The sequence below is a fragment of the Agromyces sp. LHK192 genome, assembly GCF_004006235.1.
Lineage (GTDB): Bacteria > Actinomycetota > Actinomycetes > Actinomycetales > Microbacteriaceae > Agromyces.
The window spans coordinates 420,440-442,619 of sequence record NZ_CP034753.1 but is presented as its reverse complement, the minus strand read 5'-3'; the positions used below and the strand labels follow the sequence as shown (position 1 = coordinate 442,619).

At 70.6% G+C, this 22,180-nt stretch carries 22 protein-coding genes; 10 read left to right on the top strand and 12 right to left on the bottom strand.

The features are described from left to right. Nucleotides 1–225: 225 nt before the first annotated feature. The 5 genes from ccsB to ELQ40_RS02000 all read right to left on the bottom strand — a co-directional run bounded on the left by ccsB (nt 226) and on the right by ELQ40_RS02000 (nt 5,149). Nucleotides 226–1,314, bottom strand: a complete 1,089-nt coding sequence (gene ccsB / locus ELQ40_RS02020; RefSeq protein ID WP_127792171.1) for a c-type cytochrome biogenesis protein CcsB — start codon at nt 1,312–1,314, stop codon at nt 226–228. A gap of 9 nt (nt 1,315–1,323) precedes the next feature. After that, a complete protein-coding gene (locus ELQ40_RS02015) occupies nt 1,324–3,048 on the bottom strand; it encodes a cytochrome c biogenesis protein ResB (RefSeq protein WP_205649408.1) in 1,725 nt (574 codons plus the stop codon). 37 nt (nt 3,049–3,085) lie between these two features. Next, entirely contained in the window at nt 3,086–3,838 is a 753-nt protein-coding gene (locus ELQ40_RS02010) for a cytochrome c biogenesis CcdA family protein (RefSeq protein ID WP_127792170.1), read from the bottom strand. Between the two features lies 1 nt (nt 3,839). Next, entirely contained in the window at nt 3,840–4,397 is a 558-nt protein-coding gene (locus ELQ40_RS02005; protein WP_370296569.1) for a TlpA family protein disulfide reductase, read from the bottom strand. 89 nt (nt 4,398–4,486) lie between these two features. Beyond that, entirely contained in the window at nt 4,487–5,149 is a 663-nt protein-coding gene (locus ELQ40_RS02000) for a histidine phosphatase family protein (protein ID WP_127792168.1), read from the bottom strand. 154 nt (nt 5,150–5,303) lie between these two features. Here ELQ40_RS02000 and aspS point away from each other — a divergent pair, with 154 nt between their 5' ends. Next, nucleotides 5,304–6,653: an aspartate--tRNA(Asn) ligase gene (gene aspS, locus ELQ40_RS01995; protein WP_164863446.1), complete on the top strand. Its 1,350-nt coding sequence runs from the start codon at nt 5,304–5,306 to the stop codon at nt 6,651–6,653. A gap of 21 nt (nt 6,654–6,674) precedes the next feature. On the opposite strand, the gene ELQ40_RS01990 is transcribed toward aspS, so the two are convergent. The 5 genes from ELQ40_RS01990 to ELQ40_RS01970 form a co-directional block, all read right to left on the bottom strand. Continuing rightward, nucleotides 6,675–8,330 carry a SulP family inorganic anion transporter gene (locus ELQ40_RS01990; protein ID WP_127792166.1) on the bottom strand — a complete coding sequence of 552 codons (1,656 nt, stop codon included), beginning with the start codon at nt 8,328–8,330 and terminating at the stop codon, nt 6,675–6,677. 4 nt (nt 8,331–8,334) lie between these two features. After that, the gene (locus tag ELQ40_RS01985; RefSeq protein ID WP_240665901.1) at nt 8,335–9,291 is read right to left on the bottom strand and encodes an HAD family phosphatase; all 957 of its coding nucleotides are present in this window, start codon (nt 9,289–9,291) and stop codon (nt 8,335–8,337) included. Continuing rightward, nucleotides 9,284–11,626 carry an arylsulfatase gene (locus ELQ40_RS01980; RefSeq protein ID WP_127792165.1) on the bottom strand — a complete coding sequence of 781 codons (2,343 nt, stop codon included), beginning with the start codon at nt 11,624–11,626 and terminating at the stop codon, nt 9,284–9,286. Before ELQ40_RS01980 ends, ELQ40_RS01985 begins: the two co-directional genes overlap by 8 nt. 105 nt (nt 11,627–11,731) lie before the next feature. Next, nucleotides 11,732–11,995 carry a glutaredoxin family protein gene (locus ELQ40_RS01975; RefSeq protein ID WP_127792164.1) on the bottom strand — a complete coding sequence of 88 codons (264 nt, stop codon included), beginning with the start codon at nt 11,993–11,995 and terminating at the stop codon, nt 11,732–11,734. A gap of 158 nt (nt 11,996–12,153) precedes the next feature. Then, complete coding sequence (locus tag ELQ40_RS01970) at nt 12,154–12,252, bottom strand: 30S ribosomal protein bS22 (RefSeq protein ID WP_003792170.1); 99 nt, start codon at nt 12,250–12,252, stop codon at nt 12,154–12,156. 128 nt (nt 12,253–12,380) lie between these two features. Between ELQ40_RS01970 and ELQ40_RS01965 the strand changes: the two genes are divergently transcribed. Next, nucleotides 12,381–12,890 (top strand): GNAT family N-acetyltransferase, encoded by a 510-nt coding sequence (locus tag ELQ40_RS01965; protein ID WP_127792163.1) that lies wholly within the window; start codon nt 12,381–12,383, stop codon nt 12,888–12,890. Nucleotides 12,891–12,987: 97 nt separating this feature from the next. After that, nucleotides 12,988–13,470, top strand: coding sequence for an anthrone oxygenase family protein (locus tag ELQ40_RS01960; RefSeq protein WP_127792162.1), 483 nt, complete (start codon nt 12,988–12,990; stop codon nt 13,468–13,470). A gap of 32 nt (nt 13,471–13,502) precedes the next feature. On the opposite strand, the gene ELQ40_RS01955 is transcribed toward ELQ40_RS01960, so the two are convergent. Further along, a complete protein-coding gene (locus ELQ40_RS01955) occupies nt 13,503–13,934 on the bottom strand; it encodes a helix-turn-helix transcriptional regulator (protein ID WP_127792161.1) in 432 nt (143 codons plus the stop codon). Between the two features lie 71 nt (nt 13,935–14,005). On the opposite strand from ELQ40_RS01955, the gene ELQ40_RS01950 reads away from it, so the two are divergent. The 5 genes from ELQ40_RS01950 to ELQ40_RS01930 all read left to right on the top strand — a co-directional run bounded on the left by ELQ40_RS01950 (nt 14,006) and on the right by ELQ40_RS01930 (nt 19,588). Beyond that, complete coding sequence (locus ELQ40_RS01950; protein WP_127792160.1) at nt 14,006–15,451, top strand: TrkH family potassium uptake protein; 1,446 nt, start codon at nt 14,006–14,008, stop codon at nt 15,449–15,451. After that, a complete protein-coding gene (locus tag ELQ40_RS01945; RefSeq protein ID WP_127792159.1) occupies nt 15,444–16,112 on the top strand; it encodes a TrkA family potassium uptake protein in 669 nt (222 codons plus the stop codon). Before ELQ40_RS01950 ends, ELQ40_RS01945 begins: the two co-directional genes overlap by 8 nt. 94 nt (nt 16,113–16,206) lie before the next feature. Next, nucleotides 16,207–17,208 (top strand): ABC transporter ATP-binding protein, encoded by a 1,002-nt coding sequence (locus tag ELQ40_RS01940; RefSeq protein WP_127792158.1) that lies wholly within the window; start codon nt 16,207–16,209, stop codon nt 17,206–17,208. Continuing rightward, the gene (locus tag ELQ40_RS01935; RefSeq protein WP_127792157.1) at nt 17,208–18,818 is read left to right on the top strand and encodes an ABC transporter permease; all 1,611 of its coding nucleotides are present in this window, start codon (nt 17,208–17,210) and stop codon (nt 18,816–18,818) included. Before ELQ40_RS01940 ends, ELQ40_RS01935 begins: the two co-directional genes overlap by 1 nt. Before the next feature lie 221 nt (nt 18,819–19,039). Further along, the gene (locus ELQ40_RS01930; protein ID WP_127792156.1) at nt 19,040–19,588 is read left to right on the top strand and encodes a DUF6611 family protein; all 549 of its coding nucleotides are present in this window, start codon (nt 19,040–19,042) and stop codon (nt 19,586–19,588) included. 52 nt (nt 19,589–19,640) lie between these two features. Here ELQ40_RS01930 and ELQ40_RS01925 read toward each other — a convergent pair whose 3' ends face one another. After that, nucleotides 19,641–20,063, bottom strand: coding sequence for a hypothetical protein (locus ELQ40_RS01925; protein WP_127792155.1), 423 nt, complete (start codon nt 20,061–20,063; stop codon nt 19,641–19,643). A gap of 351 nt (nt 20,064–20,414) precedes the next feature. Here ELQ40_RS01925 and kdpF point away from each other — a divergent pair, with 351 nt between their 5' ends. Together kdpF and kdpA are read left to right on the top strand one after the other, a co-directional pair. Continuing rightward, nucleotides 20,415–20,504: a K(+)-transporting ATPase subunit F gene (kdpF, locus tag ELQ40_RS01920; RefSeq protein ID WP_127792154.1), complete on the top strand. Its 90-nt coding sequence runs from the start codon at nt 20,415–20,417 to the stop codon at nt 20,502–20,504. Nucleotide 20,505: 1 nt separating this feature from the next. Continuing rightward, a complete protein-coding gene (gene kdpA, locus ELQ40_RS01915; RefSeq protein ID WP_127792153.1) occupies nt 20,506–22,179 on the top strand; it encodes a potassium-transporting ATPase subunit KdpA in 1,674 nt (557 codons plus the stop codon). The last annotated feature ends 1 nt before the right edge of the window (nt 22,180 follow it).

The window sequence follows — 22,180 nt, the reverse complement described above, 5'->3', positions numbered from 1 at the left end:
CAGAGATCAGGCTAGGGGGCGGATGAGCGCGCGCCCATCCTGCAAGCGCTCCCACAATCGCCGAGTGTGGCCGATAACCCCGCTCCGATGACGCATGTCGGTCACGTTCGGCGCGGATCGGCCACCCTCGGCGGGCAGGCGCGAGCGGGCGGGCGGGCGCGGGCGGGCGCGGGCGCGGGCGCGGGCGGGCGGCTACGGGGGCGAAGGCGCGCGACAGCGCGCCGCCTACAGGCCCGAGTAGGCGTGCAGGCCCTTGAAGAACAGGTTCACCACGGTGAAGTTGAAGAGCACCGCCGAGAACCCGATGATCGACAGCCAGGCCGACCGGGTGCCGCGCCAGCCGCGCGTCGCGCGCGCGTGGATGTACCCGGCGTAGACCACCCAGATGATGAAGGTCCACACCTCCTTGGTGTCCCAACCCCAGTAGCGGCCCCACGCCTTCTCGGCCCAGATCGCGCCGGCGATGAGCGTGAAGGTCCAGAAGATGAAGCCCACGATGTTGACGCGGTAGGCGAGGTTCTCGAGTGTCGTCGAGTCGGGCAGCGTCGCGAGGAACGACCGCTTGACGGACTCCGCGGTGGCCACGACGGCCTCTCGCCGGGCCTGCAGCAGCTGCACCAGCGACAGGGCGAAGCCGAGTGCGAAGAACCCGACCGACGCCGTCGCGACGAACACGTGGATGACGAGCCACGCCGACTGGAGCGCCGGCGGCAGCGGCACGACGTCGACCCGGAAGTTCACGGTCGCGACGCCGAGGAGCACGAGCACGAGCCCGGTCACGAACGTGCCGAGGAAGCGCAGGTCCTGCTTCACGACGAGCAGCACGACGAGGAACACCGTGGTGACGATGAGCGTGCCGGTGAGCGCGAACTCGTACATGTTGGCCCACGGCACGCGGCCGGCCGCGAGGCCGCGCAGCAGCACGCCGGCGAAGTGCAGCACCCAGGCGAGCACGGTCATCGCGACGGCGACCCGCAGCGACGGCGAGCGCCCGTACTCGACGGATGCCCCGGCCTCGGTCGCCCGCGCCCAGCGCGAGCGCTTCACGGGTGCATCGAGCTCGCCGCCGCCCGCGGCAGCGGACGCGCCGGCGGCAGCGGCCGACCGCTGCGCGGCGAGCGCGGCTCCGACCGTCGCGGGCTCCAGCGCCGCCTCGGCCTCGGCCTCCGCCTCGGCGGCCTTCGCATCGGCCGCCTGCGCCGCGACCGCGCCCCGGCGAGCGAGGTCGAGCGAGTAGGCGATGAACGCGATCGCGTACACGGCCAGCGCCGAGTACACGCAGAGCACCGAGATCTCGTCGAGCGTGAATGTCACTGGACCACCTTACGTCGCGGGCTTCGAGGATTCTTCACGGGCAGCGGATGCCGCGGGCCCCACGTGCGCGTCGGCGAGCGCCGTCACGGCCGCCTCGAGCGTCGGGTCCTCGCCCCGGGCGAGTCCGGCGTACTCGAGCACGACGGTGCCGTCGCGTCGCTTCGCGGCCTTGACCCACATGCGACGACGCGGCACGAAGAGCGAGGTCAGCAGCCCCGCGAGGATCAGGATCGCGAAGACCAGCACCCAGATCTGGGTCGGGTCGTGGTGGATGTCGAACGACGCGAACCGCTTCACGCTCTGCGAGTAGTCGCCGGAGGCGGCGGCATCCCCGCTCGGCGAGGCATCCTCGAACGTGACCGTTCCGCGCCCGTCGGGGAGGTCGGCGGTCTCGCCCGGCATGAGCTCGATGGAGTCGACCCCGGTGTCGCCGCCCGTGAGCTGGCGCATGTCGGTCGGGTCGAGCGAGTACACCGACGTGGGGGTGCCGTCGTCGAGGCCGAGGTCGCCCTCGTACACGTTCATCGTCAGCACCGGGTAGAACAGGTCGGGGTAGGTCGACGTGTACGCGCCCGTCTCGAGCACGTCCTGCGTCGGGTAGAAGAACGCGATCATGCCGAGCTGCTCGTCGAGCCCGTCGGGCACCTTGACGACGCCGATCGAGGTGAGGTTCGCGTCCTGCGGCAGGAACGGCACGGAGTCGGTGAAGACGATCTCGCCGTCCGGGTCGCGCACGGTGATCGTGGGCGCGTAGCCGTTGCCGAGGAGGTACACGTCGGTGCCGTGCGTGCGCAGCGGCTCGTTGACCTTGACCGTGCCCTCGACCGCGCCGTCCTCGCTGTCGACGGTGACGTGCGCGGTGAAGTCGATCGGCTGCCCGATCGCCTCGGGGTTCTGCGTCTCGTAGACGGCGTCGAGGTCGTCCAGGCCGAGCCGGTACGGCGTGAGCCGCTCGTCGTCGAAGAAGCGCCCGGGGTTGAACGAGTCGAACGCGGCGAGCGTGTTGACGAACGACTGGCCCTCGACGACGACGCGCTGGCCCGAGAACCCGAATCCGCCGCCGACGCCCACGGTCACGAGGATGCCGAGCAAAGCGGTGTGGAACACGAGGTTGCCGGTCTCCCGGAGGTAGCCGCGTTCCGCGGAGACGGATGCCTCCCCCCGCAGGTCATAGCGCTCGACGCGGTAGCCCTGCGCCTCGAGCCGCTTGGCCGCATCGTCGATCGCGGCCTCGGCGGCGGCATCCGTCGTCTGGCCGTCCGCCACGGCGAGGTCGCGCTCGGTGTAGCCGGCGAGCCGCGACAGCCGCACCGGCGTGCGAGGCGGGCGCGCCCGCAGCGCCTCGAGGTGGTGCTTCGTGCGCGGGATGATGCACCCGATCAGCGACAGGAACAGCAACAGGTAGACCGCCGAGAACCACGCCGACGTGTAGACGTCGAACATCTGGAACGAGTCGAGCACCGGCGCGAGGTCGGGGTTGTCCTGGAAGTACTGGGTGACGCCGTTCGGGTCGCTCGACCGCTGCGGTACGAGCGATCCCGGCACGGCCGCGATCGCCAGGAGCAGCAGCAGGAGCAGCGCCGTGCGCATGCTCGTGAGCTGCCGCCAGCCGAAGCGGAGCCAGCCGACGACGCCGAGCTTCGGGCGGCTCACGCCGTCGCCCGAGTCCTTCGGGTCGGGCTCGACCGAGTCGACGTGGTCGGCCGGACGCAACGGGTCGTGCGCGTCGCTCACGTCGTCCGGCTCGGATCGGTTCCGGTTCCGGTTCCGGTCAGAGGAGGAGGTCGACACCGCTCATCACCCCCTGGAGTTCGCTCATCCAGGCGGTCCACAGTCCCGACACCATGACGATGCCGATGACGATCAGCAGTGCGCCGCCGATGAGGTTGATGGTGCGGATGTGGCGCCGCAGGAACGCCATCGAGCCCGTCACCCAGCCGAAGCCGAGCGCGACGAGCAGGAACGGGATGCCGAGGCCGACGCAGTACGCGAGCCCGAGCAGGGCGCCGCGCCACGCCGACTCGGCGTTGAGGCTGAGGCTCAGCACCGCGGCGAGGGCCGGGCCGATGCACGGCGTCCAGCCGAGGCCGAACACGACGCCCAGCAGGGGTGCGCCGGCCAGCCCGGTCGCGGGCCGCCAGGTCGGCTTCAGCTGCCGCTGGAGGAACGTGAACTGGCCGATGAACACGAGGCCCATGACGATGAGCACCACGCCGAGCACGCGCGTGATCGGGTCCTGCCACATGCGCAGCCACGCGCCGGCGGCACCGGCGAGCGCCGTGTAGAGCAGGAACACCGCCGTGAAGCCCGCGATGAACAGCGTCACGCCGAGCAGGAGGCGGCGGCGGTTGCGGCGTTCGGTCGCGGCGTCGGCGGAGGCATCCGTGAACCCGCCGATGTAGCCGAGGTACCCGGGGACGAGGGGCAGCACGCACGGCGAGAGGAACGAGATGAGGCCGGCGGCCAGGGCGATGGGGATCGCGACGAAGAGCTGCCCGCTGAAGACGAGCTCGCCCGGCCCCACGTCAGGTGCCCTCGGCGACGAGGTCGCCGACGATCGTGTCGAGGATCGACTCGTCCTGGATCTGCCCGAGGATCCGCGCCGCGACTCGGCCCTCGCGGTCGAGCACGAGCGTGGTCGGCACGGCGGCGGCGGGCACCTGGCCCGCGAAGGCGTACTGCACGAGCCCCTGGTCGGCGTCGAGGATCGACGGGTACGTGATGCCGAAGTCCTCCTCGAACGGACGCGCGGTGCCGGCCTGGTCGCGCACGTTCACGCCGACGAAGGTGACGTCGTCGGGGTACGCCTCGTGCACGTCCTGGAGGATCGGCGCCTCGGCCCGGCAGGGCGCGCAGGAGGCGTACCAGAAGTTCACGACGGTGACGTCGCCGAGCGCGTCGGCGGAGTCGAACGTGCCGCCGTCGACCGTGTCGCCGGCGAACGAGACGGGTTCGCCACGGCCGTCGGGCGCGAACTCCGAGACCGTGCCGTCGCCGGCGATGTAGTTCTTGCCGCTGCCCTCGCGGTACTGCTCCGCGAGCGGGTCGCTCGAGCAGCCGGCGAGCAGCATCGCGGCGGACACGGCGATGGCAACGATGGATGCACGACGAGACCGCGCGATCGTCGATCCGGCGGTCGAGTAGCGAGCGGAGCGAGCGTATCGAGCCCCCATCACACGGCCCCCACGTCGGTCGCCGCGGCCGCGAGCCCGCCGGCGGGGTTCGCGTACCCGACCTCGACGAAGCGGCCGGCGCCGAGGTCGTTGACCTGGCGGCGCTCGAAGGTGGTGATGCTCGACAGCGCGCAGCGACGGCGGCGCGGGTCGTGCGCGAGTCCCTTGCCCGCGGTCCGGCGGTGCACCATCCAGATCGGCAGCTGGTGGCTCACCATCACGACGTCGCCGCCGTCGGCCGCCTGCCAGGCGTCCTCCATCGCGGCGATCATGCGCGCGGCGATCGACCCGAACGGCTCGCCCCAGCTCGGCTCCCACGGGTTCACGAGCAGTCCCCAGTTGCGGATGTCGCGGAGCGCGCCGTCGCGCCCGCGCATGCGCTTGCCCTCGAACCGGTTCTCGGGCTCGATGATGCGCGGCTCGAGCGTGGGCTCCAGGCCGAACGCCTCGGCGATGGGCTCGGCGGACTGCTGCGTGCGCTGCAGGGGCGAGCTCACGAGCGAGGTGACGGCCCGGTTCCGGGCGACGAGGTCGTCGGCGGCGGACTGCGCCATGCGGCGACCGAGGTCGGAGAGGCCGAAGCCCTCGAGCCGTCCGTACAGCACGCCCTGGGGGTTGAACACCTCGCCATGGCGCACGAGATGGATCTGGTCGGCCGGCACGGATTCCAGTCTACGGAGCCGGTTCCTTCGAATTCGCCGAGGGTCTCGATACGCTGCTTCGTCGCTCCTCGACCACCGGGGGTCGAGCAGGCGCGCAGCGCCGTGGTCGAGGCCGGAGGACCACGCTCATTCCCGGCCGGTAGGATGTGCTGCTGTGACTTCACGCACCCTCATCTCCGACCTGGCCGCGCTTCCCGACGGTCCCGTGACCGTCGCCGGATGGGTCGAGACCGTCCGCGATCAGAAGAAGGTGCAGTTCGTCATCCTGCGCGACGAGTCGGGCGCCGCCCAGCTCGTGAATCCCGCGACCCGCGAACTGGCCGAGGATGCCCCGGCCGAAGGCGCCGGCTCGGCGCCGGCGCTCGCGCTGACCGAGTCGATCTCCACGCTGTCGCACGGGTCGTTCGTTCGCGTCACCGGCGAACTCAAGCACGACGAGCGGGTGAAGCTCGGCGGGCTCGAGGTCAAGGTCGCCGCGCTCGAGGTCGTCAGCGAGGCCCTCGAGACGCCGATCGCCGCCGACTCGAGCGTCGACAAGCGCATGGACTGGCGGTTCCTCGACCTGCGCCAGCCGAAGCAGAACCTGATCTTCCGGGTGCAGACGACGTTCCTGCACGCACTGCGCGGGGTCTGGATCGAGAAGGGCCTCATCGAGGTGCAGACGCCGAAGCTGATGGCGTCGGCGTCGGAGTCGCGCGCCGAGCTGTTCGAGGTGGACTACTTCGAGGGCAAGGCGTACCTGGCGCAGAGCCCGCAGTTCTTCAAGCAGATGGCGCAGGCCGCCGGCTTCGGCGGCATCTTCGAGGTCGGCCCCGCGTTCCGCGCCGACCCGTCGTTCACGAGCCGCCACGCGACCGAGTTCACCTCGATCGACACCGAGATCAGCTGGATCGACTCGCACGAGGACGTGATGGCGCTGCACGAGGAGCTCCTCGTCGCCGGCTTCCAGGCGGTCGCCGACAAGCACGGCGACGAGATCCGCGAGCTGTTCGACGTCGACGTGACGGTGCCGAGCCGGCCGTTCCCGCGCATCCCGCTCGCCGAGGCGAAGCAGATCGTCGCCGACCACGGCTACGTCGTGCCCCGCGCCGACGCCGACATGGACCCGGAGGGCGAGCGGCGCATCTCGGAGTACGTCAAGGAGACGTACGGGCACGAGTTCGTGTTCCTCACCGACTACGCCTCGAGCATCCGGCCGTTCTACCACATGCGCCACGAGGGCGACCCGTCGCTCACGAACTCGTACGACCTCATCTTCAACGGGGTCGAGATCTCGACCGGCGCGCAGCGCGAGCACCGCGTCGACGTGCTCGTCGAGCAGGCGGTGGACAAGGGCATGGACCCCGAGGAGCTCGGGTTCTACCTCGACTTCTTCCGCTACGGCGTGCCGCCGCACGGCGGGTTCGGCATGGGCCTCGCGCGCGTGCTGATGCTCATGCTGCACGAGTCGTCGATCCGCGAGACCACCTACCTGTTCCGCGGGCCGACCCGCCTGCTGCCGTAAGCGCGACGCTCCTCGCGTCGCTCAGGTCCGCTGCTCCGTCGGCGGTGCGGCGACCGCTGCTTCGAGCGTCGGGTGCACGCGGCCGGCTGCCTCGAGCCCGGTGAACCAGGTGCCTCGCCGGGCCGCGGTTGCGCCCGCTTCGGGAACGGCCGCAAGGCGGAGCTCGATCCCGCGGGCTTCGAGCTCCCGGTCGAGTTCGGCCAGCCCGTCGAGGATGGTGACCGATACGACTTCGAGCCGCGTCAGCTCGAGCGCGACGGCGCGGATGTCCGGCCGGGCGTCCACGTCGCCGAGGATCGCGGTCTCGTACGCGAGTATGTTCGCCGTGTACAGCGGGCCGAGCAGGCGGATCGGAAGCACGCCGTCGCGCGGTTCGTCGGCCTCGATCCGCACCCGGTCGAGTTCGCGCAGGACGACGATGAGGGTCGCGATCACGCCGACGGCCACCGCGACCAGCAGGCCCGCCGTGAGGCCGACGATCGCGGTGATCGTGGCGATCCAGAAGTCGTTGCGGCTGATCCGCCGGAACCGTACGAGCGACCGCACGTCGATGAGCCCGATGACGGCGACGAACACGAGCGACGCGAGCGTCGCCTGCGGGAGCAGGCTCAGCACCGGCCCGAGGAAGAGCGCGACGAGCACGGCGAGCCCGACGGTCACGATCGACGAGAGCTGCGTCCTGGCACCTGCACCCTGGTTCACCGCGCTCTGCGAGAAACCGCCGGCCGCGGGCAGCACCTGGAAGAACGACCCGACCGCGTTCGCGGCGCCGGTCGCGAACAGCTCCTGGTTGCTGTCGACCTGCGGCTCGCCGAGGCGGCGGATGCCTCGCGCCACGGCCGCCGACTCGAGGAAGGCCATGACGGCGATGGCGAGCGCCCCGGGGACCATGGGACCGAGGTCCGCGAAGGTCGGCAGCTCGAGCGGCGGGAACCCCTGCGGCACCGCGGCGATGAGCTCGAGGCCCTGGTCCTCGACGGGCGTGAGGGCGACGAGCAGGATGCCCGCGGCGACGACGACCAGCGGCGCAGGAACCCTGGGGAGCAGCCGTTTCAGCACGAGCAGCACCGCGATCGACGCAGCCGACAGCACGACGGTGGGCAGGTGCACCGTCGGCAGCGCCCGCACCGCGGCGTTCACGGCGGCGAAGAAGCCCTCGCCCGACGGGTTCCCGGTCTCGCCGAGGAGCTTGGGCAACTGACCGACCGCCACGGTCGCGCCGACGCCGATCTGGATGCCGACGATCGTCGCCTGCGAGATGTTCTCCACGAGCGAGCCGAGCCTGGCGAGCCGTGCGAGCAGCAGGATGACGCCGACGAGGAGCGTGAGGGCGATGAGGTCGGGCACCGGGTCGTCGGAACCCGCGGCGATACCGGCGCTGACGAGGGTGGTGGCGGTGAGCGTGGCGATGGTCGACGTGGTCGACACGCTCATCGCCCGAGAGCCGCCGAGCATCGCGTAGACGAGCATCGGCACCATGCAGGTGTAGAGCCCGAGCTGCACCGGCAGGTTCGCGATCGTGGCGTACGCCATGGCCTGTGGAATGACGACGGCCCCGGCCGAGAGCCCGGCGAGGAGGTCGGGGCCGAGCCATCCGCGCCGGTATCCGACCAGCGTCGGGAAGAGACGGAACCGGCGCGCCGCCGGGGGCCTCGCGGGCGTCGCGGGCCGGGCCACCGGGTCAGGCCTCCGGGAAGACGTCGGTCCAGTCGCGCTTGACGCTGACGACCGTGTAGCCGCGATCGGATGCCGCGCCGAGCGCCCGCTCGGCTCCGGCGTCGTACGGCTGGTCGCCACGACCGGAGTCGTCGTCATGATGCACCAGGAGCGCCATCCCGCCGCCCTTGCGCGCGAAGTCGAGCATCGCCATGTCCCCGTTCGAGTTGCCTCCGGCGAGCAGCGGGCGTCGCCCGATCCTGCTCCAGATGCGGACCGGTTTGACGGGGCCGTCGTCGAAGAAGTCGAGCGCTGCGGTGTACCTGACGTCACCGGTCTCCTCGTCCCATTCGAGTCCGAGCGCGGTCCCCACGACGTGCTCGGGCGGGATGCCGTAGTAGTCCTCCGTCATCGGTCGCATGAAGTCGCGCTCACCGCCCGAGACGAGGTAGACGGTGAAGCCATGCGCCTCGAGGTACCGCAGCAGTTCGATCATCGGCTTGAACACCGCCGCCGAGTAGGGCCGACCGAGCGTGAGGTGCTTCGCCTCGGCGTAGAACCGCGACACCGACGCCGCGTAGTCCTCGACGCTCATGCCGGCGGTGATGCCGACCACGCCGCGGATGAGCACCTGCAGGTCTGCGTCGTCGCCGGCGTAGTGCTTGTCGAGGGCACCCCCGAGCCAGCCGTAGTCGCCCGTCACGGCGGCCTTCCACGGTTGCCGCTCGGCGAGCGAGGCATCCTGCTGCGCCTGCCGCTTCCACTCCTCGACGATGTACGCGAGTTGCGTGGGCATCGGCTTCTCGGTCCAGAGGGTGCCGTCGTTGTCGAACACCGCGATGCGTTCGGCCTCGGGCACGGCATCGGGACCCGACGAGACCGACGCGACGAACGCGAGGATCGCGTCGCGGGTCGGTCCCTCGGCCCACGACGGCAGGGCGCGGTCGCGGTCGGATGCCTCAGTCACGGGCTGCTCAGTCACGCGCCATCGCCGCGGCCAGGTGCGCCTCCAGGTCGAGGTACGCGTCGTCCGCGATGTCGAACACGACCTTGGCGACCTCGCCGCCCGTGAAGTCGAACCCGTACCCGTACAGCGAGGAGACGGGATCGGCGCTGTCGCGACCGATCGTCAGCCCCTCGCCGCAGAGCGAGAAGTGACCGAGCACGGTGCGGATGTCCTTCTCGTCGACCTGCTCGTCGTCGATGTAGAGCTTCACCGGGCCGGTGCCCTCACGGTAGGGTCCTGTGCCGGTCTTGGTGAACTCGACCCCGATGATGTGGCGGCCCGAGGTCGGGACGGGAGCCGACACGCGATCCTCGGGCGGGATGCCCAGGAAGTTGTACACGTAGTGCACCTGACCGTCCTTGACCACCAGCGCGTGCCCGCCGAACCTCGACCCGTGCGCGAAGATCACGCCCTGGGACTCGGGCGTGAACTCGACCTCTGCCGCGATCTTGTACGAGACCCCGTGGACGTTCGCCGCGGAGCGTTCGGGCACCTCGGAGGTGCCCGGATAGTAGACGAACCGCCCGCTCGGCGGCGCCGGCTGGTGGAACTCCATCGCGACGAACGTCTCGAAGTCCTTCGGATTGCCGATGATCTGCAGGTCGTTGAGCGGCAGCACCTGGTTGGCCTTCGCCTCCTCGAGCCAGAGCGCCTTCAACTCCTCGAGCTTCTCGGGATGCTCGTCGGCGAGGTCGTGTGCCTCCGCCCGGTCGACGTCGGTGTGGAACAGTTGCCACACGTCGTCCTCGAAACCGCTCGTGCCGGCCATCGGCCCATGCTCGGCGACCGCTTTCCAACCTTCGTGCCAGATCCCGCGGCTCCCGAGCATCTCGTAGTACTGCGTGCGCTTGGTGGTCGGGCCGTCCGGCGCGGCGTCGAACGAGTACCTCATCGAGACGCCGGACAACGGCGTCTGCTGGACGCCGTTGTAGGTCTCGGGCATCTCGACGCCGCACGCATCGAGGATGGTGGGGACGATGTCCGTCGAGTGGTGGTACTGCGAGCGGACTTCGCCTTTCGCATGGAACCCCGCCGGCCAATGGATGACGAGCGGATCGCAGACGCCGCCCTGGTAGGTGTACCGCTTGAACATCCGGTACGGCGTCGAGAACGCCATAGCCCACCCGGTCGGGTAGTGGTTGTAGGTCTCGGGGCTGCCGAGCTCGTCGACCAGTCGCAGGTTGTCCGCCTCGTCGTCGGGGTAGCCGCCGAAGATCTTGCCCTCGTTCACCGATCCGTTCGGGCTGCCCTCGCCCGACGCACCGTTGTCGGCGCAGTAGATGATCAGGGTGTTCTCCAACTGCCCCGACTCCTCGAGGTAGTCGACGATACGGCCGACCTGCGCGTCGGTGTACTCGGAGAAGCCCGCGAACACCTCGGCCATTCGAGAGAACATCGCCCGTTCCTGATCGTCGAGCTCTGCCCACGGGCGCACCAGGTCGGTCTGGGTGAAGGTTCCGTCGGGCATCGGGTTGATGTCCGTCAGGTCGGTGTCGTCGGGCAGGATGCCACGCTCGATCATCCGCGGCAGCACCCACTCCCGGTAGGCCTCGTAGCCGTCGTCGAACCTGCCCTTGTACCGGTCGATGTACTCCTGCGGCGCGTGGTGGGGTGCGTGGTTCGCTCCCGGGCAGAACCAGAGGTACCAGGGCTTGTCGGGCTCGGTCTGCTTCACGTCGCGGATCATCTTGAGCGCCTGGTCGGCGAGATCCTTCGAGAGGTGGTAACCGTCCTCCGGCAGGTACGGCTGGTCGATGTAGTGGTTGTCCTCGGCGAGCGAGGGGTACCAGTTGTTCGTCTCGCCGCCGATGAATCCGTAGAACCGGTCGTACCCCTGCGCGAGCGGCCAGTTCTTCTTCGACGCGCCTGCCGTCCACTCGTCGATGGGCACGTTGTGGTTCTTTCCGACCCAGAACGTCGACCAGCCGGCGTCGCGCAGCAGGTGCGCCATGGTCACGTTGGAAGGCGGGATGTGGGAGTTGTACCCGGGGAATCCCGTGGAGGACTCGGAGATCGTCGCGAAGCCGTTCAGGTGGTGGTTGCGCCCGGTCAGGAACGTCGAGCGCGTCGGCGAGCACAGCGCCGTCGTGTGCCACTGCGAGTAGGTGAGTCCGTCGGCGGCGAGGCGGTCCATCGTCGGCATGTTGATGCGGCCACCGTAGGGCGACCACGCGGCCATGCCGGTGTCGTCGTAGAGCACGACGAGCACGTTCGGGGCTCCTTCCGGTGCCGGGTCGGGCAGGAAGGCGTCCCAGTCCGCCTTCGAGTCGCGGACGTCGAGTTCGATCTCACCCTTGAATTCCCGAGCCATGCTCAATTACCCCCATCGAGACGACAACGGGGATGAGCCGACGCCCTCCCCCGGGTTCGAACCTAGCGCCGAGAACCCGCCCGGGCTAGGGGTGACCGCAGGCGCTCAGCGCAGCAGGGCCGTCTTCAGCCGGACCGGGTCGATCCGCCAGTAGCCGTGCACCTCGCCGTCGATGAGCACGACGGGGATCTCCTCGGCGAACCGCTCGGCGAGCGCCGCGTCGTCGAGGATCGACTGCTCGTCGAACTCGATCGCGGGGGCATCCGGTTGCGCAGCGAGTTCCTCGCGGACCGCGGCGACGATGTCGCGGGCGTCATCGCAGAGGTGGCATCCGGGCTTGCCGATGAGCGTGAGTCGGTGCGTCGTCACGATATCGAGGGTACGCGGGCCCGAGTCTCGATACGCTCCTTCGTCGCTACTCGACCACCGGTGGTCGAGTAGCGGAGCGTATCGAGACCGGTACGCGGGGACAGCGAAAAGCGCCGGGTCCAGGGGACCCGACGCTCAGCCGATCGTCTGACGACGACCTACTTCTTGTTGCGACGCTGGTGGCGAGTCTTGCGAAGCAGCTTGCGGTGCTTCTTCTTCGCCATACGCTTGCGACGCTTCTTGATGACGGAACCCATCAGAACCTCACAGAGAAAGTCGAGCCGGCGGCGCGTGCCGCTGCCGGGGGCAGGAAAGCCTCGGGATAGTCTAGCCGATTCAGCACGCGCCCCCGAACGCGGCCGGGATCGTGCGTTACGCTCGCGTGATGTCCCGCTCCACCCTGCTGATCCGGACCACTCGCGAGGAGGACTGGCAGGCCGTGCGCGCGTTGCGCCTCGAGATGCTCCGCGACACCCCGCTCGCCTACGCGGAGACCCTCGAGCACGCGCTCCAGGTCGAGGAGCCGGCGTGGCGACTGCGCGCCCGCCGCGGCGAGACCGCCGGGCAGACCTCGGTGGTCGCGATCGAAGGAGCACGCTGGGTCGGACACATGGGCGGGTACCTCCCGGATGCCGCGACCGGACCAGTGCTCGTCGCCGTCTACGTCGCGCCCGATCGGCGCGGCGACCAGGCCGGCGTCGCCCGCGCACTGCTCGACGAGGTCGAGCGCTGGGCGCGGCAGTTCGGCTCCACCCTGCGCCTCGAGGTGCACGAGGAGAACCCGCGCGCCCGCAGGTTCTACGAGAAGCTCGGCTTCACGCTCACCGGGCGCAGCCGCCGGTACGAACTCGAGCCGGGTGGCCTCGAGCTCGAGATGATCAAGCCGCTCGCCTGAGCGCACGACCGACCCGCATCCGCGACGGGAGCCCGCTGCGCGAGGGTGACCATGACACGGGGCCGCAGCTGCCGGGTCGAGACGCCAGACTGGGCGCATGGATGGATGGATCCTCGCCCTGCTCGTGATCGCAACGGTCGGCGCCGGCGTCGCCGGTGGCATCTTCTTCGCCTTCTCGGGCTTCGTGGTGCAGGGCCTCGAGCGCCTCGCGCCCGCCGACGCGGCCCGCGCCATGCGCGGCATCAACGAGACGGCGCTGCGGCCGCCGCTCATGCTCGAACTCTTCGGCACCGCACTCGTCGCGGCCGCCGTCGCGGTGCTCGTGCTGGTCGCCCCCGGGCCCGAGACCTGGTGGACGGTCGCGGCAGCCGCCGTCTACGTGGTCACGGTCGTCGTCGTGACCGCTGCCGCGAACGTCCCGCGCAACGACGCGCTCATGCGCGCCCCGGCCGACGACGCGGCACTGGCCGCCGCGTGGGCCGCATTCCGACCGGGATGGATGGGCTGGAACCACGTGCGCACGCTCGGGGCATCCGTCTCCTGCGGGCTCTTCGCGATCGCCCTCGCGCTGGCGTGGTGAGCGCTACCCGGTGATCGCCCGGCGGCGCGGCGCTACTTGCGGCCGACGACCGCGGTGACCTTCTGCGCGGTCTCGGCGAAGGCCTTGCCGATCGCCGACGCGAAGGCGCGCTGCTCGTCGCTCAGTCCCTCGGCGGCGGCCGACTCGGCCGATGCGAGGGTCGCGGCATCCGCGGCCGCGCCGTCCGAGAAGAACGGGATGAGCCAGTCCTCGAGCGTCTCGAGCGGGGTGCGGTCGAGCCGGTAGTACCGGTGCTGGCCCTCCTCGCGGACGACGACGAGCCCGGCCTCGCGCAGCACCTTGAGGTGCTTCGACACGGTGGGCTGGCTCGTGCCGAGGGTCGCGACGATCTCGGAGACGCTGATCTCGCCGTTCGACTGCGGCTCGACGGACTCGCGTTCGAGGAGCACCCCGAGGATGTCGCGCCGGGTCCGGTCCGCCACCACGTCGAAGATGTCCGCCATGGTGCAAGGCTAGCCACTCGGCGCGGGGAGTACCATGACACACGCGTCGGCGGAGCACGAAGGGGGCGCGGATGGCACTTCGATCGGCGAGCCCTCGCGGCGGGCTGCAGCCCCGCTCGTGGCTCGGCCGGTTCCGTGACGGTCTCGACGGCGTCCTGCGTCACTCGCCGTCGCGGTTCGCGATCCTCGTGTTCGCCGGGCTCATCCTGATCTTCACGCTGCTGTTCTCGTTGCCGATCGCGCGCGCGGGAACCAGCGGCTCCGCGCCGCTGCACGACGCGCTGTTCACCGCCGTCTCCGTGATCTGCGTCACCGGCCTGGCGACCGTGGACATGGCCACCTACTGGTCGCCGTTCGGTCACGCCCTCGTGTTCATCGGGGTGAACATCGGCGGTATCGGCGTGCTCACCCTCGCCTCGATCCTCGGCCTGGTGATCTCCCGACGGCTCGGGCTGCGCGCCAAGCTCATCGCGGCGAGCGATTCGAACCCCTCCCGCATCCACGTCGGTCCAGTGGCCGAACGCCAGGCGGTACGACTCGGCGAGGTCGGCGGGCTGCTCGTCACCGTCGCGGTCAGCGCCCTCGTGATCGAGGGGATCATCGCCCTCGCGATGGTTCCGAGCATGCTCGCCGAGGGGTTCAGCTGGCTGCAGTCGATCTGGTACAGCATGTACTACTCGGCGATGGCGTTCACGAACACGGGGTTCAGCCCGAATCCGGGCGGCCTCGCACCCTTCGAGCACGACTACTGGATGCTGACGATGCTCATGCTCGGGGTGTTCCTCGGCAGCCTGGGCTTCCCGGTGATCTTCGCGCTCGCGCGCGGCTGGCGGCAGCCCCGCAAGTGGAGCGTGCACGTCAAGCTGACGCTGACGACCACGACGATCCTGTTCGTCGCCGGTGCGGCGATGTTCCTGCTGCTCGAGCACGCCAACCCCAAGACGTACGGTCACCTCGACGCAGGACCGACGATCTACCAGTCGTTCTTCATGTCGATGATGACGAGGTCGGGAGGGTTCGCCACCATCGACATGCACGACCTGTACGGCTCGAGCCAGCTCGTCAGCAGCATGCTGATGTTCGTCGGCGGCGGCTCCGCGTCGACGGCCGGAGGCATCAAGGTGACGACCCTTGCGGTGCTGTTCCTCGCCGCGTTCGCCGAGGCCCGCGGCGCGCCCTCGATGGAGGCGTTCGGGCGCCGCATCCCACGCGACATGCTGCGCCTGTCGGTCAGCGTCGTCCTGTGGGGCGCGACGATCGTCGCGGCGTCGTCGATCGCGATCCTGCAGATCACGAAGGCGCCGTTCGAGAACGTGTTGTTCGACGTGATCTCCGCGTTCGCGACCTGCGGCCTGTCGACGGGGCTGACCGCCGAACTGCCTCCGTCGGGCGTCTACGTGATGGCCCTGACGATGTTCATGGGCCGCGTGGGCACCGTGACCCTCGCCGCTGCCCTCGCGGCCAGCCAGAAGCGGCAGTTGTACAAGCGACCGGAAGAGAGGCCCATCGTTGGTTGATCGCATCAAGCATGACGCCCCCGTGCTCGTCATCGGGCTCGGACGGTTCGGGGCGGCCACCGCAGGCCAGCTCGACCGCCTCGGCCGCGAGGTGCTCGCGGTGGACACCGACGAGACGCTCGTGCAGAAGTGGTCGGATCGCGTGACGCACGCGGTCGTCGCCGACGCGAAGTCGATCGACGCGCTGCGCCAGATCGGCGCCCAGGACTTCTCGATCGCGGTGTGCGCCGTCGGCTCCTCGGTCGAGGCATCCGTGCTCATCACGGCGAACCTCGTGGACCTCAAGATTCCGCAGATCTGGGCGAAGGCCATCTCGGCGTCGCACGGCAAGATCCTCGAGCGCATCGGCGCGAATCACGTCATCTACCCCGAGCGCGAGGCGGGTGAGCGCACCGCGCATCTGGTCAGCGGTCGGATGCTCGACTTCATCGAGTTCGACGACGACTTCGCGCTCGTGAAGATGTACCCGCCCAAGCCGATCCGCGGCAAGAACCTGACCGAGTCGGGCGTGCGCAGCCGGCACCGCGTGACGGTGGTCGGCGTGAAGAGCCCGGGGAAGCCGTTCACGTACGCGACCGAGCACACCGTGGTGTCGAACCACGACCTGATCATCGTGTCGGGCACCGAGGGCGACATCGAGAAGTTCGCGGCGCTCGAGTGACGTGATCGGATGCCGCCGGGCGCGAGGCGGGGCATCCGATCATCCGACGATGCGTTGTTCCCAAGGGGCCGTTCCCAGGAGCAGGATGGGCGCCATGGAACAGTCCGGCGCCGGCGCGCCCGTCATCGAGATCGAGGGGCTGGTCAAGCGGTTCGGCCGCACGACCGCCCTCGACGAGTTCGAACTCCGCGTCTCGGAGGGCGAGGTCCACGGCTTCCTCGGCCCGAACGGCGCCGGCAAGTCCACCACCATCCGCATCCTGCTCGGCCTCGCGCGGGCGACGTCGGGCACCGCCCGGCTGTTCGGGCGCGACCCGTGGACCGAAGCCGCCGACCTGCACCGACGGGTCGCCTACGTGCCCGGCGATGTCAGCCTCTGGCCGAACCTGACCGGCGGCGAGGCGATCGACCTGCTGTCGAGGCTGCGGGGCGGCACCGCCGACCGGGCGACGTACGCCGACCGCCGACAGCGCCTGCTCGACGCGTTCCAGCTCGACCCGCGCAAGAAGGGCCGCGCGTACTCGAAGGGCAACCGGCAGAAGGTCGCGCTGGTGGCGGCGTTCGCGACGCCCGCCGACCTGTACCTGCTCGACGAGCCGACGAGCGGGCTCGACCCGCTCATGGAGCAGGTCTTCAACCGCGAGATCGCGCGTGTCGCCGCCGAGGGCGCGACCGTGCTGCTGTCGAGCCACATCCTCTCCGAGGTCGAGGAGCTCTGCGACCGGGTGAGCATCATCCGGGCCGGACGGCTCGTCGAGTCCGGCACGCTCGCCGAGCTTCGGCACCTCACGCGCACCGAGGTCGCGTTCGTGCACGACCCCGCCCGCGACGCGGCGGTCGCGGCGCTCGACGGTGCGCACGACGTGCGCGTCGACAGCGGACGCGTGAGGTTCACGGTCGACAGCGATCGGGTGGCGGGGATCCTGCCCGACCTCGGGCGGCTCGGAGTGGAGGGGCTCACGATCACGCCGCCGTCGCTCGAGGAGCTGTTCCTGCGGCACTACGGCGACGATCTCGCGGCATCCGATGGCGTCGGCGCAGCATCCGATCGTGCCGCCGCACGGCCCGGCTCGCGGGCCGGCTCGCGGGAGGGATGATGCGCACCCTGCTGGGGCAGCGGGTGCGCCGCGACTGGCTGCAGCTGCTGCTGTGGATCGCGGGGACCGCCGCGCTCGCCGGCGCCGCGGGCACCGCGGTGACGACGACGTTCGCCGACGCGACCGAGCGCGCCGGGGTGCTCGCGCTGACCGCGACGGCGCCCGCCATCCTGATCTTCCGCGGAACCCCGAACGGCGCCGACGAGGGGCCGTTCGCGTTCTTCCTGATCTTCGCGTTCCTCGCGCTCATGGCGGGGCTCATGAGCACGTTCCTCGCGGTCCGGCACACGCGGGCCGACGAGGAGCAGGGGCGTGCCGAGCTCGTCGCGGCCACGCCGGCGGGCCGGGTGCTGCCCACCGTCGCGACGCTCGCGCACGGCATCGGCGCGAACGTGCTGCTCGGCCTCGCGGTCGCGGCGGTGTTCATCGCGGGCGGGTTCGACGCCGGGGGGTCGCTCACCACGGGTGCCGCGACCGCGGCGAGCGGCGTCGCGTTCCTCGGGTTCGGCTTGTTCGCGGCTCAGCTGTTCCGAACCTCTCGGGCGGCGAACGCGGCGTCGGTCGCATTCGTGCTCGGCGCGTACCTCGTGCGCGGCATCGGCGACGCGACGGGCACCTACTCCGACGACGGGCAGCACGTGACGCCGTCGTGGGTGAGCTGGCTGTCGCCGATCGGCTGGGCGCAGCGCACCGAGGCGTTCGACGCGAACGACCTGACCCCGCTGCTGCTCTCGCTCGGCTTCGCTGCGGTGCTCGTCGGCCTCGTGTTCGCCTTCCAGTCGGCACGCGACCAGGGCGCGAGCATCTTCGCAGGCGGTCGGGGTCGCGCGACCGCCGGCGCGCTGCTGAGCGGTGGCACTGGCCTCGCCTGGGCCCTCAACCGGGGCGCGGTCATCGCGTGGGCGGTGGGCGCCGTCGCGACGGGCCTGCTGGCGACCGCGTTGAGCCCGCTCATCGACCAGATCGGCACCGAGGTCCCCGCGGTCGCGCAGACGCTCCAGCAGCTGAATCCCGGCGGGTCGATGGCGCAGGCGCTGACGGCGACCTTCTTCAGCATCGTCGGCATCCTGGCCTCCGCGGCGGCGCTGCAGGTCGTGATCAGGGCCCGGCAGGAGGAGGCGCACGGCACGGCAGAGCTCATCCTCGCGACGCCGCTGTCGAGGCTGCGCTGGCTCAGCGGCTACCTCGTCATCGGCGTCGTCGCCGTGACCGCGATCCTGGCGAGCGCGGCCCTCGGCGGCGTGGTCGGGGCACAGCGCGCCGACGACCCGGCGCAGGCCGCGGGCGACGCCCTCGAGGCCGCGGCCGCGCAGTTCCCCGCAGCGCTGCTGTTCCTCGCGTTCGGGCTCCTGCTGCTCGTCTTCGTGCCGCGACTGACGATCGCGCTCGCGTGGGCCGTGCTCGGGGTGCTGGCGTTCCTGGGCGTGTTCGGCGACCTGCTCGGCCTGCCCGATTGGACGCACGACCTCTCGCCGTTCGCGCACTCGCCCGTGCCGGTCGGCGACGACGTCGACTGGTCGGGCGCGTTCTGGATGCTCGGCCTCGCGGTCGTCGGCACCGTCGCGGCGGTGGCCGGCATGCGGCGCCGCGAGCTCGCCACCGGCGGATAGCGCGCGCCGAGGCATCCACCGCCGACAGGCAACGCCGGATTCAGGAGATCGGAAGCTGCTCAGGAGCGTATCGGCGATCTGGTCCTGAACAGCTTCCGATCTCCTGAATCGGGTACTCCTCAGGATGGCGGTCGTGTGCGGGCCGTCGGGATCGCCCGCCGAGGCGTTCGGATTCCGTGAGGATGCCTCCGCACCGGCGCCGGGCGACGCACGATGGCGACATGACGTCCACGCGAACGGAGCCCCCGAGTCATCCCCTCGTCGCACGCCCGGCTCGGCGGGCGCATCCATGGGGATGGACCGAGACCGAGACCGGCCGGTACGGCGAGACCACGACCTTCCTCGTGATCCTGCCGCCCGGCACGCCCGACGCCCTCCGACGGCTGGTCCGCGTGCACCGCGCCTCGCCGCTGGTCGCGATCGCGGCGGTCGTGGGCGCCGCGGCCGTCGCCGCGCTCCTCGGCGGCCTCGACGCCGTCATGGCCGGCGTCGCCGCGGGCGCCGCCCTCGCCGTGATCTCGTCGATCACGGTCGCCGTGCTCACCGCGAGGGTGCGTCGGCGGACCGCGGTGCTCAGCGCGCACCACTCCGACCTGCACCCGACGCTCGCCGAGGAACGCGGCTGCGCGAAGGTCCGCCGGATCCGGGCGGACCTCGAACGAGCCGACGACCGGCTCGCTTCAGGCGCCCAGACCGCCGACGACCATCGGACGGCGTGGACGCGGGCCCACGCCGAGGCCCGTCGAGCGGCGTCGCTGCTGGACGACTGATCCGGGCGATCCGCCCAGCCCGCTCAGCCGCTCAGCCCTCGACGAGCCCCGCTCAGCCGTCGACGAACATCAGCACGAACGAGGCGATGAGCGACAGCGAACCCACGCCGAGCAGCACGACCGCGAGCGTCGTGAGCACCTTCGCCGCCGAACCGCGGCGATGGAAGCGCAGGTCGCCGCCGCGCGCGTAGCCGACGGCGCCGTCGTGGTCGTCGATCTCGTCGAGCTCGCCAGGCTCCACGGGGCGTTCGTGCAGCTCGTCGCCCGCGAACCAGCGCAGCACCGGGCGCCCCTGGCCGGGCATCCGCTCCGCGCCTTCGGCGACCTCGGGGTGCAGGACGACGACGTCGACCTCGTCGCGGCTCGCGTCGACCGCCCGCGCGATCAGCGCGGCGATGAGCAGCGGCACGCCGACGCCGAGTCCGATCCAACTCAGCACCTCGACGGCGACGGAGAGGATCTCGAGCGCGGTCACGTGCTGAGCGTATCCGCACCACGGCCCGAAGCCGCGCCGGCGGGCTCGGATCGCGCAGCGGCGACCGGCGCGGCGGGCGAGCGACCGGCTGACGCATCGGGCGTTCGGCGGGGCATCCGATCTGCGACGCGTCAGGATCGCGGCGCCGGCCGTTAGGGATCCGTGAGGATCGGCACGACGCGGCGGGACCGGGTGTTGCATCTTCCGTGCAGCCCGATCGGGCTGCCCGCCGCCGCGTCCGCGGCCCCGGAATCCCAAGCCTGGAGTCCCCGTGCTGGACCTCGTCTACGTCGCCATCGTCATCGCGACGTTCGCCCTCCTCGGCCTCATCGCGAAGGGGGTCGAGAAGCTGTGATCGTCTTCGAGCTGCTCGCCGCCGCGCTGGGGGTCGCCGCCATCGCGTACCTCGTGGTCGCCCTGATCCGTCCCGAGAGGTTCTGAGTTGGACGTCCTCTTCGCCATCCTCCAGGCCGCGACGGTCGCCCTGATCATCGCCCTGTTGTATCGCCCGCTGGGCGACTACCTCGCCCACGTCTTCACCACCGAGAAGCACGCCCGCATCGAGCGCGGCGTCTACCGCCTGATCGGGGTCGACCCCGACCGCGAGCAGACGGCCGGCGCGTACACGCGGGGCGTGCTCGCGTTCAGCGTCGTCGGCGTGCTGCTGGTCTACGCACTGCAGCGCACGCAGGCCCTGCTGCCGTACTCGCTCGGCCTGCCGGCCGTGCCCGAGGGCCTCTCGTTCAACACCGCCGCATCGTTCGTCACCAACACGAACTGGCAGTCGTACTCGCCCGAGCTCACGCTCGGGTACACGGTGCAGTTCGCCGGACTCGCGGTGCAGAACTTCGTCTCCGGCGCCGTCGGCATCGCCGTCGCGATCGCCCTGGTGCGCGGGTTCGCCCGCCGCCGCAGCGGCACGATCGGCAACGTCTGGGTCGACATCGTGCGCGGTTCGTTCCGCGTGCTGCTCCCGCTCTCGTTCGTCGCGGCCATCGTGCTGCTCATCGGCGGAGTGGTGCAGAACGTCAACGGCTTCACCGAGGCCACCACGCTCTCGGGCGGCACGCAGGTGCTCCCCGGCGGCCCCGTCGCCTCGCAGGAGGCGATCAAGGAACTCGGCACGAACGGCGGCGGATTCTTCAACGCGAACTCGGCGCACCCGTTCGAGAACCCGACGGCGTGGACGAGCCTCTTCGAGATCGTGCTGCTGCTTGCCATCCCGTTCGCGCTCCCCCGCACCTTCGGCCGCATGGTCGGCTCGAACAGGCAGGGCTACGCGATCCTGGGCGTGATGTCGACGCTCTTCGTCGCCTCCCTCGTCGCGGCGACCGCGTTCGAGATGGTCGGCTCCGGCACCGCCCCCGAACTCGCGGGCGGCGCCATGGAGGGCAAGGAGACCCGCTACGGCATCGCCGGCTCGACGCTGTTCGCCAGCGCGACGACCCTCACGTCGACGGGCGCGGTCAACTCGATGCACGACTCGTACACGGCGCTCGGCGGCATGATGCCGATGCTGAACATGATGCTCGGCGAGGTCGCCCCCGGCGGCGTCGGCTCGGGCCTGTACGGCATGCTCGTGCTCGCGGTCATCGCGGTGTTCATCGCGGGGCTCCTCGTCGGCCGCACGCCCGAGTACCTCGGCAAGAAGATCGGGCCGCGCGAGATCAAGCTCGCGGCCCTGTACATCCTCGTCACCCCGACGCTCGTGCTCGCCGGCACCGCGCTGAGCTTCGCGCTCCCCGGCGTTCGCGAGGACGTCGAGTCCACGTCGATCTGGAACCCCGGTGTGCACGGCCTGAGCGAGGTGCTGTACGCGTTCACCTCGGCGGCGAACAACAACGGCTCCGCGTTCGCCGGCCTGACGGCGAACACCGACTGGATGAACACCGCGCTCGGCATCGCGATGCTGCTCGGCCGGTTCATCCCGATCGTCCTGGTGCTCGCCCTGGCCGGCAGCCTCGCCGCGCAGGACCGCGTTCCCTCGACGGCGGGCACCCTGCCGACGCACCGGCCGCAGTTCGTCGGCCTCCTCGTCGGCGTCACGGTCATCGTGACCGCACTCACCTATTTCCCCGTTCTCACGCTGGGTCCCCTGGCGGAAGGGCTGAGCTGAT